The sequence below is a fragment of the Acidovorax lacteus genome (assembly GCF_039540375.1).
Lineage (GTDB): Bacteria > Pseudomonadota > Gammaproteobacteria > Burkholderiales > Burkholderiaceae_C > Acidovorax_G > Acidovorax_G lacteus.
Genome location: NZ_BAABEX010000007.1, coordinates 175,117 through 193,178, shown reverse-complemented (window position 1 = coordinate 193,178; position 18,062 = coordinate 175,117). Strand labels below are relative to the sequence as shown.

The 18,062-nt window shown below is 67.6% G+C and carries 15 protein-coding genes; 9 read left to right on the top strand and 6 right to left on the bottom strand.

Features of this window, described 5'->3' with window-relative positions:
• A partial coding sequence (locus tag ABD866_RS04325) for a methyl-accepting chemotaxis protein (protein WP_345061502.1) occupies window positions 1-1,522 on the bottom strand: 1,522 nt, incomplete at its 3' end.
• 276 nt (window positions 1,523-1,798) lie between these two features.
• A complete protein-coding gene (gene ppa / locus ABD866_RS04320; RefSeq protein ID WP_345061500.1) occupies window positions 1,799-2,338 on the bottom strand; it encodes an inorganic diphosphatase in 540 nt (179 codons plus the stop codon).
• Between the two features lie 243 nt (window positions 2,339-2,581).
• Between ppa and ABD866_RS04315 the strand changes: the two genes are divergently transcribed.
• Window positions 2,582-4,663, top strand: a complete 2,082-nt coding sequence (locus tag ABD866_RS04315; RefSeq protein WP_345061498.1) for a sodium-translocating pyrophosphatase — start codon at window positions 2,582-2,584, stop codon at window positions 4,661-4,663.
• A gap of 37 nt (window positions 4,664-4,700) precedes the next feature.
• Here the strand turns inward: ABD866_RS04315 and ABD866_RS04310 are convergent, their stop codons facing one another.
• Entirely contained in the window at window positions 4,701-5,318 is a 618-nt protein-coding gene (locus ABD866_RS04310) for a TetR/AcrR family transcriptional regulator (protein WP_345061495.1), read from the bottom strand.
• 167 nt (window positions 5,319-5,485) lie between these two features.
• On the opposite strand from ABD866_RS04310, the gene ABD866_RS04305 reads away from it, so the two are divergent.
• Complete coding sequence (locus ABD866_RS04305; RefSeq protein WP_345061493.1) at window positions 5,486-6,307, top strand: metal-dependent hydrolase; 822 nt, start codon at window positions 5,486-5,488, stop codon at window positions 6,305-6,307.
• Between the two features lie 43 nt (window positions 6,308-6,350).
• On the opposite strand, the gene ABD866_RS04300 is transcribed toward ABD866_RS04305, so the two are convergent.
• Window positions 6,351-7,229, bottom strand: coding sequence for a bile acid:sodium symporter family protein (locus ABD866_RS04300; protein WP_345061490.1), 879 nt, complete (start codon window positions 7,227-7,229; stop codon window positions 6,351-6,353).
• A gap of 129 nt (window positions 7,230-7,358) precedes the next feature.
• Window positions 7,359-7,883: an Mpo1 family 2-hydroxy fatty acid dioxygenase gene (locus ABD866_RS04295; RefSeq protein WP_345061488.1), complete on the bottom strand. Its 525-nt coding sequence runs from the start codon at window positions 7,881-7,883 to the stop codon at window positions 7,359-7,361.
• A gap of 164 nt (window positions 7,884-8,047) precedes the next feature.
• Between ABD866_RS04295 and ABD866_RS04290 the strand changes: the two genes are divergently transcribed.
• From ABD866_RS04290 to ABD866_RS04260, 7 genes are all read left to right on the top strand, one after another.
• Window positions 8,048-8,764: a Crp/Fnr family transcriptional regulator gene (locus ABD866_RS04290; RefSeq protein WP_345061486.1), complete on the top strand. Its 717-nt coding sequence runs from the start codon at window positions 8,048-8,050 to the stop codon at window positions 8,762-8,764.
• Between the two features lie 99 nt (window positions 8,765-8,863).
• Window positions 8,864-10,297, top strand: a complete 1,434-nt coding sequence (locus ABD866_RS04285; RefSeq protein WP_345061484.1) for an aldehyde dehydrogenase family protein — start codon at window positions 8,864-8,866, stop codon at window positions 10,295-10,297.
• Window positions 10,298-10,357: 60 nt separating this feature from the next.
• Window positions 10,358-11,119, top strand: coding sequence for an SDR family oxidoreductase (locus ABD866_RS04280; RefSeq protein WP_345061482.1), 762 nt, complete (start codon window positions 10,358-10,360; stop codon window positions 11,117-11,119).
• 87 nt (window positions 11,120-11,206) lie between these two features.
• Window positions 11,207-12,346 (top strand): GTP 3',8-cyclase MoaA, encoded by a 1,140-nt coding sequence (moaA, locus tag ABD866_RS04275; protein ID WP_345061480.1) that lies wholly within the window; start codon window positions 11,207-11,209, stop codon window positions 12,344-12,346.
• 91 nt (window positions 12,347-12,437) lie between these two features.
• Window positions 12,438-13,064, top strand: a complete 627-nt coding sequence (gene mobA, locus ABD866_RS04270; RefSeq protein WP_345061478.1) for a molybdenum cofactor guanylyltransferase MobA — start codon at window positions 12,438-12,440, stop codon at window positions 13,062-13,064.
• Window positions 13,061-14,452, top strand: coding sequence for a molybdopterin molybdotransferase MoeA (gene moeA, locus ABD866_RS04265; protein ID WP_345061476.1), 1,392 nt, complete (start codon window positions 13,061-13,063; stop codon window positions 14,450-14,452). The genes mobA and moeA overlap by 4 nt, the downstream gene beginning before the upstream one ends.
• 45 nt (window positions 14,453-14,497) lie before the next feature.
• Window positions 14,498-14,839, top strand: coding sequence for a thioredoxin family protein (locus tag ABD866_RS04260; RefSeq protein ID WP_345061474.1), 342 nt, complete (start codon window positions 14,498-14,500; stop codon window positions 14,837-14,839).
• A gap of 74 nt (window positions 14,840-14,913) precedes the next feature.
• Here the strand turns inward: ABD866_RS04260 and ABD866_RS04255 are convergent, their stop codons facing one another.
• Window positions 14,914-18,054: an efflux RND transporter permease subunit gene (locus ABD866_RS04255; RefSeq protein WP_345061472.1), complete on the bottom strand. Its 3,141-nt coding sequence runs from the start codon at window positions 18,052-18,054 to the stop codon at window positions 14,914-14,916.
• Window positions 18,055-18,062: the final 8 nt, after the last annotated feature.

Below are 18,062 nucleotides of genomic sequence, written 5' to 3'. Positions count from 1 at the left end.
TGAGGCTGGCCGCGGCCGCTGCCATCTCCTCGACCAGCGCCGCGTTCTGCTGCGTGGCCTGGTCCATCTGCGTCACGGCCTCGCCCACCTGCGCCACGCCTGAGCTTTGCTCGCTGCTGGCCGCGCTGATCTCGCCCATGATGTCCGTCACGCGCCGGATCGCCGTGACCACTTCCGTCATGGTGCTGCCCGCCTTGTCCACCAGCAGCGTGCCTTGCTCCACGCGCTCCACACTGGCGGTGATCAGGCTCTTGATTTCCTTGGCCGCCTCGGCGCTGCGCTGCGCGAGGCTGCGCACCTCGCCGGCCACCACGGCAAAGCCGCGGCCCTGCTCGCCGGCCCGCGCGGCTTCCACCGCGGCGTTCAGCGCCAGGATGTTGGTCTGGAAGGCAATGCCGTCGATCACGCTGATGATGTCGGCAATCTTGGTGCTGCTGGCGTTGATGCCCTTCATGGTTTCGACGACTTCGGCCACCACGTCGCCGCCTTGCTGGGCGACGGTGGAGGCGCTCATGGCCAGCTGGTTGGCCGTGCGGGCGTTGTCGGCGTTCTGGCGCACGGTGGAGCCCAGCTCTTCCATGGAGGCGGCGGTTTCTTCCAGCGCACTGGCCTGGCTTTCGGTGCGGGCCGAGAGATCCTGGTTGCCCGAGGCAATTTCGGCGCTGGCCATGGCCACACCTTCGGCGTTGCCGCGCACGCCAGCCACCACGCGGGCCAGGTTGTCGCGCATGTCGGACAGGGCGTTCAACAGCTCGCCCATTTCATCCTTGCCACCCGTGGGAATCGTGACGGTCAGGTCACCCTGTGCGATGCCACGGGCGGCCTGAACCGCGTGCGCAGCAGGCTTGGTCACGGCACGCGTGATCGCCACCCCCAGGGCTGCGGCAAGCGCCGCACTCAGCAACAGGGCCGCAATGACCACCAGACGGGCCTGTCCAAAGATGTTGTCGGTACGCACCTTGGCAACCTTCGACTCCTCGGAGTTGATGCGCATCAGCTCTGTGAGGGAATCGACCACCTGGTTGAAAGCGCTTTCAGACTCGCCCGCATACATCGTGGTCAGTGCGCTGCCTGTCAGCTCCATCGTTTCTGTGGTGGTGAAGTCCACGTTGTTCGCCACCTCCAGCAGATTGGCCTGGACCTTGAGGTAGTCGGCCTTTCTTTTTTGGTACAGCTCGAAGGCCTTTCGCTCATCGCCTTCATTCACCAACGGGGCATAGGCAGCCTCCACCTTCTCCAGATCCTTGACCCGCGCAGCAATCTGCTCTGCAAAGGCCTTGACCTCTGGCTTGCTGCGGGCTGCGATCAGGCCCGCCTCGGCACGCCGGATGCGGTTGGCATCAATCCGGAGCTCGGCTGTCAAACCCACACTTGGCAGCAGGTTCTGCGTGATGTTCTCGCTTTCGCCTTGCATGCGATCCATCTGCAGCAAAGCGGCGATACCGACGACGAACGTCAGCAGCACCACGGCCAGAAACCCGAATCCCAACTTGGCACCAATACGCAGATTGGACAGATACATAAGAAAGTCGCCTCCAGTTCAACAGCTCGCAGAGTGGCATCGAAACCGCCGCAGCACTGTATGTAACCAATTGAACAAGTACCTGCACACTGTATCAGCGCAGGGATGCGCTGTCTTTTGAGGAGCCGCGTATCCAGAACAAAAAAAGACGCCGATGACAAGCATCGGCGCCTTCATAAATGCTATCAATTTAATAGCTATAGAACATTACCCGACAAGCACAACCATCGATTTTCAGGCAAATCCATCTGGGGTGCCGTCAGGTCGAGGCAGGGCTCAAGCGGCTTGCGACTTCTGGTAGTTCTGCACGCCGTCCAGCACTTCCTTCTTGGCGGACTCAATGCCTTCCCAGCCCACAACCTTCACCCACTTGCCCTTCTCGAGGTCCTTGTAGTGCTCGAAGAAATGGGCGATGGCGTTGCGGCGCATGGCGTTCACGTCTTCGATGTCCTTCCAGTGGTCGTACATCGGCAGGATCTTGCTGGTGGGCACGGCAATCACCTTGCCGTCCACACCGGCCTCGTCTTCCATCATCAGGATGCCGAGCGGGCGGCAGGGCACGACCACGCCGGGGAACAGCGGGTACGGCGTGATGACCAGCACATCCACCGGATCGCCGTCGCCCGACAGCGTCTGGGGCACATAGCCGTAGTTGGTGGGGTAGTGCATGGCCGTGGTCATGAAGCGGTCCACGAAGATCGCGCCCGATTCCTTGTCCACTTCGTACTTGATCGGATCGGCGTTCATCGGGATCTCGATGACGACGTTGAATTGGTCGGGAATGTTCTTGCCGGGGGTGACGGAGTTGAGGGACATAACGGTCGGTTTCAGTGTTGTCAAAGAGGCCCTGCGCACCACGCGTGGTGCCGGAACGCGGGCGATTTTAGGCGCACGGCCCTTGCGGGGGGCTTGCAGACCGCCGGTTTGCAGTAAATTGGGGGCGTTGGCCAATCGCGTCCCCTGGTCGGGCACGAGGAAGCAACGCCGCGGGAACACGTGTGGTGTGGGTTCTCAGATGCGCGTGTTTCCTTCCGTGCAGAACGATACGAGGAGAATCGAATGACTGGAACGTCAGCGCTGACAACTCCCCTCCTGCTGGCCGTGGTGTGTGCCTTCGCCGCCGTGGCCTACGGGCTCTGGGCCCGCAGCTGGATCTTGGCCCGCGACGCGGGCAACCCGCGCATGCAGGCCATTGCGGCGGCCATCCAGGCCGGGGCCGCAGCCTATCTGGCCCGCCAATACAAAACAATTGCCATCGTGGGCGTGGTGCTCGCGCTGCTGATCGGCGTATTCCTGGACACGACCACCGCCGTGGGCTTTGTGGTGGGGGCGGTGCTGTCCGGCGCCTGCGGCTTCATCGGCATGAACGTGTCGGTGCGGGCCAACGTGCGCACCGCACAGGCGGCCACCGAGGGCATCGAGGCGGCCCTGCAGGTGGCGTTTCGCGGTGGGGCCATCACCGGGATGCTGGTGGTGGGCCTGGGGCTGCTGGGCGTCGCCGGATTTGCCTGGTTTCTGCTGGGCAACGGGCAGCTCACGCCCGACCGCTCGCTGGCCACGCTGCTCAATCCGCTGATCGGTTTTGCGTTTGGCTCGTCGCTGATCTCGATCTTTGCGCGCCTGGGCGGCGGCATCTTCACCAAAGGGGCCGACGTGGGCGCCGATCTGGTGGGCAAGGTCGAGGCGGGCATTCCCGAAGACGACCCCCGCAACCCGGCCGTGATTGCCGACAACGTGGGCGACAACGTGGGCGACTGCGCGGGCATGGCGGCCGACCTGTTCGAGACCTACGCCGTCACGCTGATTGCCACCATGGTGCTGGGCGCGCTGCTGGTGTCGGCTGCGCCCATGGCGGCCGTGGCGTACCCGCTGGCCTTGGGCGGGGTGTCCATCCTCGCGTCCATCATCGGCTGCTTTTTTGTCAAGGCCACGCCGGGCATGAAGAACGTGATGCCCGCGCTCTACAAGGGGCTGGCCATCGCCGGTGTGCTGTCGCTGGTGCTGTTCTGGGGCGTGACGTTGTGGATCGTGCCGGACAACGCCATCACGGCCAGCGGCAGCCAGTGGCGGCTGATGGGCGCCTGCACCACCGGGCTGCTGCTCACGGCCGCGCTGGTGTGGATCACCGAGTTCTACACCGGCACGCAGTACAGCCCGGTGCGCCACATCGCCCAGGCTTCTACCACCGGGCATGGCACCAACATCATTGCGGGGCTGGGGGTGTCGATGCGCTCCACCGCTTGGCCGGTGGTGTTCGTGTGCATCGCCATTTTGGTGGCCTATGGCCTGGCTGGCCTGTACGGTGTGGCAGTGGCGGCCATGGCCATGCTCAGCATGGCGGGTATCGTGGTGGCGCTCGACGCCTACGGCCCGATCACCGACAACGCGGGCGGCATTGCCGAGATGAGCGAGATGCCCAGCAGCGTGCGCGACATCACCGACCCGCTGGACGCCGTGGGCAACACCACCAAGGCCGTGACCAAGGGCTACGCCATCGGCTCGGCCGGGCTGGCCGCGCTGGTGCTGTTTGCCGACTACACGCACAAGCTCGAAAGCTACGGCCTGGCCGTGCGCTTTGATCTGTCGGACCCCATGGTCATCATTGGCCTGTTCATCGGCGGGCTGATCCCCTACCTGTTTGGCGCGATGGCCATGGAGGCCGTGGGCCGCGCGGCCGGTGCCGTGGTGGTGGAGGTGCGCCGCCAGTTCCAGACCATCCGCGGCATCATGGACGGCACGGCCCAGCCCGAGTACGGCAAGGCCGTGGACATGCTGACCACGGCCGCCATCAAGGAGATGATCATCCCCAGCCTGCTGCCCGTGGCTGTGCCCATCGTGGTGGGCCTGCTGTTGGGCCCCAAGGCGCTGGGCGGGCTGCTCATGGGCACCATCGTCACCGGGCTGTTCGTGGCCATCAGCATGTGCACCGGCGGCGGTGCGTGGGACAACGCCAAAAAGTACATCGAAGACGGCCACCATGGCGGCAAGGGGTCGGACGCCCACAAGGCCGCCGTGACGGGCGACACCGTGGGCGACCCTTACAAGGACACGGCAGGCCCCGCCATCAATCCGCTGATCAAGATCATCAACATCGTCGCCCTGCTGATCGTGCCGCTGGTGGTGCGCTTCCACGCAGGCTGACGCCGCCCTGCCCTGGCCGCACGGCCAGGGATGTGGCTCAGAAGTCGGCCGCAATGGCCGCGCGCAACAGGGCCGAGGCAGGCTCCACCAGGGTGTGCAGGGCGTCCACGCGGTCCTGCTCGATGGCCTGCAGCACCAGTTCGTTGATGCCGCCCACCACGGCCGTGGCCATGGTCGGCATCAGCGGCGACTTGCGCAGACGCGGGCCGGGCCGCTCGTTCACGGCCTCCAGCAGCAAGTCGGCCAGTTGCTGGTTGACCCGGCGGCGCACCGACAACCCGTGGGGACCCAGGCCCAGGATCTCGATGAACAGCGTGCGCAGCAGCACCGGGTTGCGCGAGAGCACGGCAAAGTAGGTGCGCATCGCGCGCTCCACCTGGGTTTGCCAGTCCAGTTGCGGCTCGATCACGGCGCGCAGCTCCTGCAGCGCGTTGCGGCTGGCGGCTTCGTACAGCGCAATCAGGCAATCGGCCTTGCTGCCGAAATGCTCGTAGAACGTGCGGCGCGACACCCCCGCCTCGCGCACGATGTCGGCAATGGTGGTGTCCGGGTAGCCGTGGGCCGCCACCGCGCGGGCCATGCCTTCGAGCAGGCGCCTGCGGTGCTCGGGCACCAGCATGTCGGTGGGCGGGGTGGCGGTGTCGGTCGGGTTCATGGCAATGCTGCGCATTGTGCCGTGGTGCGCCCAGGGCCGCCGCTTGTACCGTACCCCCTGCTGACAGCGCCCTGCACACCGAGCACTTGACAGATGGCTGCCAAGCCCGATCATGCGCAGACACCAAAGCGGTACGCAAAAGTACCGACCCGCCCGAGACAAGCACCATGACCCACCTGACCGTTCGCCGCCTGCTGATCGACCTGGAAGCACCGTTTGACCGCCACTGGTGCGGAAACGACGCCTTCCGCACCGCACTGTTCAATGCATTGTCCATGAGCTTTCCGGTCGGAGAACAGTTTTTCATGGACGCGGTGCGCAACGGCTACCAGGCGCTGCCGCCCGAAGCACAGGCCCGCTTTGCCGACGAAGTCAAAGGCTTTGTGGGGCAGGAAGCCACGCACCGCCGCATCCACAGCCTGTTCAACCACCAGCTGGAGCGCCAGGGCCTGGTCAATGACTGGGGGCCCCGGGCGGCGGCGCGTGTGCGGCTGTTTGAAGGCACCGACCCGCGCCACGCGCTGGCCGTGACGGCGGCCAACGAGCATTTCACGGCCTTGCTGGCCGAATGGGTGCTGGGGCATCCCGAGGTGCTGGCAGGCGCGGAAGCCCGCTTGGCCATGATGTGGCAGTGGCATTGCGCCGAAGAGGCCGAGCACAAATCCACCGCCCTCGACCTGTACCAGGCGCTCGGCGGCAACCATGCGTGGCGCATCACATGGTTCCGCCGCATTTCCGTGCTGTTTGTGGCCGATGTTCTGCGCCAGACCGTCCTCAACCTGCGGCGCGACGGCACGCTGTGGCGCTGGGCCACCTGGAAGAGCGCCGCCCGCACCCTGCTGGGCCGCGGCGGCCTGGTGCGCGAGAGCTGGCGGCCGTGGCGCGACTATCTGCGGCGCGACTTCCATCCGAGCCAGCAACCTAGCGACCGCTCGGACCAGTGGCTGGCTGCTAACCGAGACCAGTACCAGCCGGTGGGCGGGCACTGATCGGGCGTCACGCCCCCTTGGCCATGCGGCGTGCCCGGCCAGGTCAACCCCGGGCTGCTGCCCTTGCCGCAGGCCACCGAAGCACCAGCCAGCCAAACAGCGTCGCCATGAGGTACATGCTCACCGAGTAGATGGCTGCAGGCAGCGCAAGCTGGAAGTTCTCAAGCACGGACAGCGCAATGAAGATCGCCAGCGTGGAGTTGTGGATGCCGATCTCGAAGCTGATGGCCGTGGCCATCGACGTGTCGAGCCCTGCGGCCCGTGACAGGTAATAGCCAGCCCCCAGGCTCAGGGCGTTGAAGAGCAGCACCGCCGGGCCAATGCCGCCGAACGACTCCACCAGCGCCGACCACTCCTTGACGATGGCGATCAGCGCAAACGCCGCCAGCACCAGGGCGCTGAAGGCTTTCATGGGGCGCTCTGTGCGCGCGCTGAAGCCGGGCCAGCGCCGGTGCACGGCCATCCCCAGCACCACCGGCACCAGCACGATGGCGATCACCTCGACCACCTTGCCAAACTGCAGCGGGACCACCTGCCCGGTGTCGGCAAAGGTGCGGATGGCCCAGTTGGTGATGAGCGGCAGCGACACAATGGACAGCACCGTGTTGATCGCCGTGAGCGAAATGTTCATGGCCACGTTGCCCCCGAACAGGTGGCTGAACAGATTGGCCGACACGCCTCCGGGGGAGGCCGCCAGCAGCATCAGGCCCACCGCATACAGCGGCGCCACCCCCAGCAGCACGATGAGGGCGTAGCAGGCCGCCGGAAGCACCCCCACCTGCAACACCAGCGCCAGCACCACGGCACGCGGGTGGCGCAGCAGACGTGTGAAGTCGGCCACCGTCAGCGAAAGGCCCAGGCCGAACATGACCAGGCCGAGTGCGATGAACAGCAGGGTGGGCAGCAAAGAAGCAAAGCTCATGGGATGGACACGCGGCCTGACGGCCGCGCTGTACGGCGCGGGTGGAACAAAAGGCAGGTGAAGAGTCGCCCGGCCCGAGGGGCCCGGGGATGGCGCCAGAGCGGCGCACGCCGTCTGGCAGCGGCAGGATCAGGCGGTGGCGCGTTCCGTGCGCAGGCGCACCGGGCCGCTGCGCTGCTCAATGGCAGCCTGCACCTCTTTGCGCAGGCCCAGCGCAAAGCCCCATTCGGCCACCACGAACAGCGGCCCCACGATCAGGCCCACCAGGTCGTCCACAAACGCGGGCTTACGGCCCTCGTAGTGGTGGCCGACGAACTGAATCACCCAGCCCACCACGAACAGGCCCACGCCAGCGCCCAGCCACAGCGCCGTGCCCTGTGCGGCCAGCCACTGGCCGCCTGCCAGCATAGCGGCCAGCAACAGCGCCATGGTGAGGCCATAGCGCGCATCGAGCCGTGCATAGAACACACAGGCCGCCAGCGCCCCCGCCAGCGCAGGGCTGACCAGCAGACCGCCTATGTCAAACCCCGGACGCGACAGCAGCACGACCACGGCCAACATGATCATGGGCACCCCGAAGAAATGCGTGAGGATGTTGCGCGGATCGCGGTGGTAGTCGGCGTACTGCGAGAGGTGGTCGATCAGGGTTTTCATCGATGTCTCCGGGGCGGTGTTGTCTTGAGCATGGATGCTCGTGCCCACACCGCTTGCGGGTCTGTCGGCTGCACGACACAGACCCGGCACCTTGGTAGAAGCCCTGAGACCGCAGCCCCGCACACGCGCACCTCAGCCAGCGCGGGCCGTTACGCTTGCACCGCATGCTTTCTGACGACACCCTCCCCTCCACCCTGGCCCTGCTGCGCACCGGGCGCTGGTTTGCTGGCCTGCCCGATGCGCTGGCGCAGGCGCTGATGGGCATGGCGCGCGTGCGCACGCTGGCCGCGGGCGAGGTGCTGTTTCTGCGGGGCGATGCGCCTTGCGGCCTGTACGCGGTGCTGCGCGGCGGCGTGCGCATCTCGGGCACGGGCGGCACGGCCGAGCAGGCGCGCTCGTCGCTGCTGATCCGGCTGGAGCCGCCGAGCTGGTTTGGCGAAATTGCCGTGTTCGACCACGCAGCCCGCACGCACGACGCCCACGCCGATGAGCCCACCACGCTGCTGCACGTGCCGCAAGACCGCCTGCGCGACTGGCTGGCCGCACACCCCGAGCACTGGCATGCGCTGGCGCTGCTGCTCACCGACAAGCTGCGCACCGCCTTTGTGGCCATGGAAGAACTCGCCCTGCTGCCCGCCCCGCAGCGCCTGGCCCGCCGCCTGGTGTGGATGGCCGAGGGCTACGGCCAATGGAACGACGCCGGGCTCTCGCGGCGGCAACTCTCGCTGTCGCAGGAGCAACTGGCGCTGATGCTGGCCATTTCGCGCCAGACCACGAACCAGATCCTCAAAGACCTGGAAGCGCGCGGCCTGCTGCGCGTGCAGCGCGGCGTGATCGAAATCCTCGACCTGCCGGGCCTGCGCGCCTGCAGCGCTGGGTAACGCTATTGTTTTGATAGCTGCTCGTGCTTGTTAAACAAGCACGAGCAGCATATTTCAGCAAATAGTAAGAACACGTTGCTTTTGGAGCACAATGGGGCCATGCAACACCACTTCATCGCCAACGCCTCGGTTCCGTCCACCTCCGGCCGCACGATTGCGGTGATCGATCCGTCGGACGGCCAGCCCTTCGACGAGATCCCGCGCGGCACCGCCGAAGACATCGACGCCGCGGTGCATGCGGCCCGCCAATGCTGGCGGGCGGTGTGGCACAAGACCAGCGCGGCCGACCGTGGCCGCCTGCTCATGCGCCTGTCGCACAAGGTGCTGGAGCACGCCGACGAACTCACTGCGCTGGAGCAGCGCGACTGCGGCAAGCCCACCAAACAGGCCCGGGCCGACGCGCTGGCGCTGGCGCGCTACTTCGAGTTCTACGCCGGGGCCTGCGACAAGCTGCACGGCGAGACCATTCCGTACCTCGACGGCTACAGCGTCTTCACCTGGCGCGAACCGCATGGCGTCACGGGCCATGTGATCCCCTGGAACTACCCCATGCAGATTTTTGGCCGCAGCGTGGGCGGGGCGCTGGCGGCGGGCAACGTGTGCGTCGTCAAGCCGGCCGAAGACGCCTGCCTGAGCCTGATCCGCGTGGCCCAGCTTGCGGCCGAGGTCGGCTTTCCGGCCGGTGCGCTCAATATCGTCACCGGCTATGGCCACGAAGTGGGCGACGCGCTTGCGCGCCACCCGGGCATCGACCACATCAGCTTCACCGGCAGCCCGCGCGTGGGCACGCTCATTCAGCAGGCCGCGGCCGAGCGGCACTGCCCCGTGACGCTGGAGCTGGGGGGCAAAAGCCCGCAGATCGTGTTTGCCGACGCCGACCTGGACGCGGCCGTGCCGGTGCTGATCAACGCCATCGTGCAAAACGCTGGCCAGACCTGCTCGGCCGGCTCGCGTGTGCTCATCGATTCGCTGATCTACGAACCCCTGCTCGAACGCCTCGGCCAGGCCTTCAGCGCCCTGCGCGTGGGCCCGGCGGCGATGGACCTGGACCTGGGCCCGCTGATCCGCCAGACCCAGCAGCAGCGCGTGTGGGACTTTTTGTCCGACGCGCAGGTGGCGGGCATCCCGCTGGTGGCCCAGGGCAGCGTGGTGGACGAAGCCCCCGACACCGGTTACTACCAGGCCCCCACCCTGCTGCGCGACGTGCCCGTACAGCACCGGCTGGCGCAGGAAGAAGTCTTCGGCCCGGTGCTCGCTGCCATGTCGTTCGACGACGAAGACCACGCCATCGAACTGGCCAACGCCACGCAGTTCGGCTTGGTGGCCGGCGTCTGGACGCGCGACGGCGCGCGCCAGTTCCGCATGGCCCGCCGCCTGCAGTGCGGCCAGGTGTTCATCAACAACTACGGCGCGGCCGGCGGCGTGGAGCTGCCCTTTGGCGGCGTGAAATCGTCCGGCTATGGCCGTGAAAAGGGCATGGAAGCGCTCTACGGCTTCACCACCCTCAAGACCGTGGCCGTGCGCCACGGCTGAGCCCGTTCCGATGCCGCAGGGCGCTGGATGCCCGTGCGGCCTGCACATTCAAGGAAACCCATGCGAGTCCAGCACAAATCCATCATCGTGACCGGCGCCGGCGGCGGCATCGGCGAAGGCATTGCCAAGCGCCTTGCGGCCGAGGGCGCGCGCGTCATCGTCAACGACATCCAGGCCAGCGCGGGCGAACGCGTGGTGGCCGAGATCACGGCTGCGGGCGGTCAGGCGACCTTCTTTCAGGCCGACGTGACGCGCTCCGACCAGGTGCAGGCGCTGGTGCAGGCGGCACTTGATCGCCATGGACGGCTCGACGTGGTCGTGAACAACGCGGGCTGGACACACCGCAACCGCCCCATGCTCGAAGTGAGCGAAGAAGAGTTCGACCGCGTGTACGCGATCAACGTCAAGAGCATCTACCTCACGGCCATCCACGGCGTACCCGCCATGCGCGCGGGCGGGGGTGGCAGCTTCATCAACATCGCCTCCACGGCCGGGGTGCGGCCCCGCCCGGGCCTCACTTGGTACAACGGCTCCAAGGGCGCGGTCATTACCACCAGCAAGTCGATGGCGGCCGAGCTGGGCCCGGACAACATCCGCGTGAACTGCATCAACCCGGTGTTCAACCCCGACACCGGGCTGGCGGCCGAGTTTGCGGGCGGGCCCATCGACGACGCGCGGCGCGCGAAGTTCCTGGCCACCATTCCGCTCGGGCGCTTTTCCACCGCGCTCGACGTGGCCAACGCAGCGCTCTACCTGGCCAGCGACGAGGCCGCGTTCATCAGCGGCGTGTGCATCGAAGTGGACGGCGCGCGCTGCGTCTGACACCGGCCTCCGGCCAGTCCCGCGCACCCCGCACGGCCTCAGGGGTTCGGCCCCGCGCGCTGCAGCCCCTTGCGGCACAATCCGCACATGGCTGAACGCGTGATTCCCCTTGTCGACCAGCGCGTGGGTGCGCTGCGCGCGCAGCCCGCGGCCGACACCCCCGCCCCGAGCGGCCTGCTGACCGACCGGCTGCAGCGCCCGCTGCGCGATCTGCGCATCAGCGTGACGGACCGCTGCAACTTCCGCTGCGCGTACTGCATGCCCAAGGAAGTCTTCGACAAGGACTACGCCTACCTGCCGCAGCAGTCGCTGCTCACCTTTGAAGAAATCACGCGCCTGGCGCGGCTGTTTCTGGCGCACGGCGTGCGCAAGATCCGCCTGACCGGCGGCGAACCGCTGCTGCGCAAGAACCTCGAATTGCTGGTGGCGCAACTCGCCGCGCTGCGCACCGTGGACGGCACGCCGCCCGACCTCACGCTCACCACCAACGGCTCGCTGCTTGCGCGCAAGGCCCGTGCGCTGCGCGACGCCGGGCTGCAGCGCGTGACGGTGAGCCTGGATGCGCTGGACGACACGATCTTTCGCCGCATGAACGACGTGGACTTTCCGGTGGCCGACGTGCTGGAGGGCATCGCAGCAGCGCAGCAAGCCGGCTTTGAGAACCTCAAGGTCAACATGGTGGTCAAGCGCGGCACCAACGACCACGAGATCCTGCCCATGGCGCGGCACTTTCGCGGCACGGGCGTGACGCTGCGTTTCATTGAATACATGGACGTGGGTGCCACCAACGGCTGGCGCATGGACGAGGTGCTGCCCTCGGCTGAGCTGATCGCGCGCCTGCAGGCCGAGCTGCCCCTGGTGCCGCTGGCCGCCAGCGCCCCGGGCGAGACCGCCGAGCGCTGGGGCTATGCCGATGCCAGCGGCCGCCACAACCCGGCGCTGGGCGAAGTCGGCGTGATCAGCAGCGTGACGCAGGCCTTTTGCCGCGACTGCAACCGCGCACGCCTGTCGACCGAAGGCCAGGTGTTTTTGTGCCTGTTTGCCCACCAGGGCTGGGACCTGCGCCACCTGCTGCGCGGCGGTGCCGACGACACCCAGATCGCCGCGTCCATCGCCAGCATCTGGCAGGGGCGCAGCGACCGCTATTCCGAACTGCGCAGCGCGCTGCCCGCCGACACCTCGGGCATGGGCGCGCGCCGCGTGGAGATGAGCTACATCGGCGGATGAGCCCGCCTGCCCACGCTGTGCGCGGCCCCGTCGCCCTCCATGCCACGCCCGCTGCCTTGCGCACCGGGCTGCGTACACCCCTTACATTGCCATGATCGATACCCAAGACATCACCGGCCTCGTACTGGCCGGCGGCCGCGGCTCCCGCATGGGCGGGGCCGACAAGGGCCTGCAGAACTACCGCGGCTCGCCGCTGGCGCTGCACACGCTGCTGCGCCTGCAGTGGCAGGTGGGCCACACCATGATCAACGCCAACCGCAACCTCGCGGCGTATGAGTCGTTCGGCGTGCCCGTGTGGCCCGACAGCCTGCCCGACTACGCCGGGCCGCTCGCGGGATTTCTCACAGGGCTGGAGCACTGCGAAACGCCCTGGCTGCTGACGGTGCCCTGCGACACGCCGCGCTTTCCGGACGATCTGGCCGCACGGCTGGTGCAGGCGGCCGTGCGCGAGAACGCCGACATGGCCATGGCCGCCGCGCCCGAGGCCGACGCCGAGGGCCGCGTGCAGGTGCGCCCGCAGCCGGTGTTCTGCCTGCTGCGGGTGGAACTGATGGAAAGCCTGGTCCGCTTCACACAAGGCGGCGGCCGCAAGATCGACACCTGGACGGCCCAGCACCGCTGCGCCCTCGAAGCCTTTGACCGTCCGGGCGACGACCCGCAGGCCTTCTTCAACGCCAACACCCTGGCCGAGTTGCAGACGCTGGAGCAGCGCGCATGAGCCTGAGCATTGCCGATATCGCCGCCCGCCTGCAGGGCTACGACCCGCAGGCCCTGAGCGCCGCGCAGGTGGGCGAGTTCCTGCATCACCTGGTCGAGCCCGTGACCGAATCCGAAACGGTGGGCATCTTCGACGCGCTGGGCCGCGTGCTGGCCGAAGACGTGGTCTCGCCGCTCTCGGTGCCGCCGCACGACAACTCGGCCATGGACGGCTTTGCGTTCGACGGTGCAGCGCTGCAGCCCGGCCAGCCGCTCGTGCTGCGCCTTGTGGGCACGGCCTACGCGGGCCGCGCCTGGCAGGGCACGGTGGGCCCGGGCGACTGCGTGAAGATCATGACGGGCGCGATCATGCCCGCGGGGCTCGACACCGTGGTGCCGCAGGAGTTCACGCGTACCGACACCGTGGACGGGCACACGCAGGTGCACATCCCGGCCGATGTGCTGCGCGCAGGCGACAACCGCCGCCTGTGCGGCGAAGACCTGATGCAAGGCAGTGTGGCCCTGGCCCGCGGCACGCTACTGGGCCCGGCCGCGCTGGGCCTGCTGGCCAGCCTGGGGCTGGCGCAGGTGCGCGTGTGGCGGCGGCTGCGGGTGGCCTACTTCTCGACCGGCGACGAAATCCTGAGCCTGGGCGAGCCGCCGCGCGAAGGCGCGGTGTACGACAGCAACCGCTACACGGTGTTCGGCCTGCTCACGCGCCTGGGCGTGCAGGTGATCGACCTGGGCGTGGTGCGCGACGAACCCGCGCAACTTGAAGCCGCGTTCCGCCAAGCGGCGGCGCAGGCCGACGCCATCATCACCAGCGGCGGTGTGAGCGTGGGCGAGGCCGACCACACCCGCACCATGATGCGTGCGCTCGGCGACGTGGCGTTCTGGCGCATTGCCATGCGGCCCGGCCGTCCCATGGCCGTGGGGCGCATCGCGGCGTCTGCAATGGCCGCCGCGGCCCAAACGGGGCTTCAAGCCCAATCGGCCTCTGAACCAGCAAAGTCAAGCACGACAAGCTATCAAATCAATAGCACCTTGCAACCCGGAGGTGCGGTGCTGTTCGGCCTGCCGGGCAACCCGGTGGCGGTGATGGTGACCTTTCTGGCCTTTGTGCGCCCGGCGCTGCTGCGCATGATGGGCGCCAGCGCCAACACACCGCCCCTGCTGCGCGCCACCTGCACCGAGGCCTTGCGCAAGAAACCCGGCCGCACCGAGTACCAGCGCGGCCTGGTCACCACCGCGGCCGACGGCACGGTGCAGGTCTGCACCACGGGCAACCAGGGCTCGGGCGTGCTCAGCTCCATGGTGCAGGCCAATGGGCTGATCGTGCTGCACCACGCGCAAGGCAACGTGGCCCCGGGCGACGTGGTGGACGTGATGATGTTCGACGGCGTGATCTGACGCCCGCGCACGCCGCCCGCCACGCAGCTGCGCCACAATCGCCCCATGCCCTACACCGCCACCCACCGCAGCGAAGCGCCCACGCGCGAACAGATCGACGCCCTGGACGGCCTGGCCGTGCTGGAGTTCGGCACCGGCTGGTGCGGCCACTGCCAGCGCGCGCAGCCGCTGATCGAGCAAGCGCTCGGGCCCCGCGGCGACGTGGCCCACATCAAGGTCGAAGACGGCCCGGGCCGCCCCCTGGGCCGAAGCTTTGGCGTGAAGCTCTGGCCCACGCTGGTGTTTCTGCGCCAGGGCCGCGAGGTGACGCGCCTGGTGCGGCCTGCCGACGCCGCGGCTTTTGCGCCCGCCATGCAGGCGCTGGACAGCGCGCCCGCAGCAGGCTGAGCCCCGCGCGGCGGGACCGCCGCCACAAAAAAGGGGCCCCCGGGCCCCTTGGGATGGCTGGGCCGCGCAACGCCCTACTTGGCCACCACCTCGTGCCCGCCCGCTGCGCCCGCCAGCGGCGACTCGTTGGCCACCGCATGGTTGGCACCCGGCACCTTGGTGCGTGCAAACAGCGAATACATCACCGGCACCACGAAGATGGTGAGCAGCGTGCCCAGCGACATGCCACCCACAATCACCCAGCCGATCTGGCTGCGGGTTTCCGCCCCAGCCCCGGTGGCCAGCGCCAGCGGCACCGCCCCCAGCACCATGGCGCCGGTGGTCATCAAAATCGGCCGCAAGCGCTGCGACGATGCCTGCACCAGCGCATCGACCATGGACATGCCGCGCTCGCGCAACTGGTTGGTGAACTCCACGATCAGGATGCCGTGCTTGGTGATCAGGCCGACCAGCGTGATGAGCCCGATCTGCGAATACACGTTGAGCGAGCCGCCGCTCCACTTGAGCGCCAGCAGCGCACCGATCATGGACAGCGGCACCGACAGCATGATCACCAGCGGGTCGATGAAGCTTTCAAACTGTGCGGCCAGCACCAGGAAGATGAACACCAGCGCCAGCACGAACACCACGCCCAACGCGCCCTGCGAGCTCTTGAACTCGCGCGAGATGCCGTTGAGGTCGGTGGTGTAACCCGGCTTGAGCACCTTGGCGGCCGTCTGGTCCATGAAGGCCAGCGCCTCGCCCAGCGAGTATTCGGGCGTGAGGTTGGCCGTGATGGTGGCCGAACGGCGCTGGCCAAAGTGGTTCAGCTCGCGCGGGCTCACGCTTTCGGTCACCGTGACCAGGCTGGTCAACGGGATCATCGCGTCGCCCCGGCCGCGCACGTAGATGGTGTCGATGTTCTCGGGGGTGGTGCGGCCACTGGGCTGCAGTTGCACGATCACGTCGTACTGCTCGGCGTCGCGCTTGTAGCGCGTCACGGTGCGGCCCCCCAGCAGGGTTTCGATGGCGCGGGCCACCACGTCCACGTTCACGCCCAGATCGGCCGCACGCGCGCGGTTCACCTCCACGCGCAGCTCGGGCTTGTTCAGGCGCAGGTCCACGTCGGGCGCGACGATGCCCGGGTTGCGCGCCATTTCGGCCAGGAACTGGTTGACCACGGTGTTGAGGTTCTCGTAGCTGTCCGAGGTCTGGATCACGTAGGTCAGCGGCCGCGAGCGAAAGCCCTGGCCCAGCGAGGGTGGCGTGATCGGGAAGGCATTCACGCCCGGCAGCGCGGCCAGCCGCGGCTGCAGTTCACGCGCGAGGTCGAGCGTGGTGCGCTCGCGCTGTTCCCAGTCCACGGTGCGGTAGATCACGCTGCCCTGCCCCACCGTGGGGTTGCCGATGTTGGCAAAGACGCGGTCGAACTCGGGGAAGGCGCGGCCGATGCGCTCAAGCTCCTGGGCATAGCGGTCGGTGTAGTCGAGCGTGGAACCGTCGGGCGCGGTGATGTTGGTGATGATGGTGCCGCGGTCTTCCAGCGGCGACAGCTCCTGCCGCATCGACGGGTACACCAGCGCAATCGCCGCGCCGCTGGCCAGCATCACGCCGACGACGATCCAGCGCGCCTGCAGCAGCGCCCCGCCCCAGCCAGTGCCCGCCCGCGCCGTGATCACCCAGCGGATCAGCCGGCCATAGCCGTCGGACAGCGCCGTGAGCCAGCGCTCCATGGTGCGGTCAAAGCGGTTGGGCTTGGGGTTGTGCTTGAGCAGCAGCGAACACATCATGGGCGACAGCGTGAGCGCCACGAAGCCCGAAACCAGCACCGCACCGGCCAGGGCCAGCGCAAACTCCATGAACAGCCGGCCCGTGCGCCCCGGCGTGAAGGCCAGCGGCGCATACACGGCCACGAGCGTGAGCGTCATGGCCACCACGGCAAAGCCGATCTCGCGCGCACCCTTGATGGCCGCCGAGAACGGATCAAGCCCTTCCTCGATGTGGCGGTAGATGTTCTCTAGCATCACGATGGCGTCGTCCACCACCAGGCCAATCGCGAGCACCAGCGCCAGCAGCGTGAGCGTGTTGATGGAGAAACCCGCCAACGCCATCAGCGCAAAACTGCCGATCAGGCTCACCGGAATGGTGACGATGGGGATGATGGACGCGCGCAGCGTGCGCAGGAACACGAATATGACCAACGCCACCAGCACCACGGCTTCCAGGATGGTCTGGTACACGCTCTTGACCGAGCGGTCGATGAACAGCGAGTTGTCGTTGGCAATGTCCACCGCCACGTCGGGCGGCAGGTCGGCCCTCAGCTGGGGCAGCACGGCGCGCACCCCGGCCGACAGCTCCAGCGGGTTGGCCGTGGCCTGGCGGATCACGCCCATCGAGATCGCGTCGCGGCCATTGAGCCGCACGCGGCTGCGGTCGCTGGCCGCGGCTTCTTCGACGCGGGCCACATCGCGCAGCTTGACCGGAAAGCCGTTGACGGTGCGGATCACGATGTCGGAAAACTGCGCCGCCGACGCCAGGCTGGTCTGCGAGGTCACGCTGAATTCGCGCTGCTGCGACTCGATGCGGCCCGCAGGCAGTTCAAGGTTGTTGCGCCGGATCGCGTCTTCCACGTCCTGTGTGGTGAGCCGGTAGGCGGCCAGGCGCTCGGTGTCGAGCCAGATGCGCATGGCGTACTTGCGCTCGCCGAAGATCGGCACATCGGCCACGCCGGTCACCGTCTGCAGGCGCGGTTTGACCACACGGTTGAGCAGTTCGTTGATCTCGAGCGGCGAGCGCGTTTCACTGCTGAACGCGAGCCACAGCACGGGCGACGCATCGGCCTCGACCTTGGCGATCACGGGCTCGTCCACCGCATCGGGCAGGCGGTTGCGCACCCGGGCCGTGCGGTCGCGCACCTCGGCCGCGGCGTTGTCGGCGTCTTTTTCGAGGCGGAATCGCACCGTGATCTGGCTCTGCTCTGCGCGGCTGATGGAGGTGATCACGTCTACCGCGTCGATGCCGGCAATGGAGTCTTCGAGCGGCTTGGTGACCTGCGATTCGATCACCTCGGCCGAGGCACCTGCGTAACGTACGCTCACGGTGACCACCGGCTCGTCGATCTTGGGATATTCGCGCACCGTCAGGCGCGTGAAGCTCACCGCACCGATGAGCAGCACCAGCAGCGAGAGCACGGTGGCAAACACCGGGCGGCGGATGGAGACTTCGGCCAGTTGCATGGCAAACC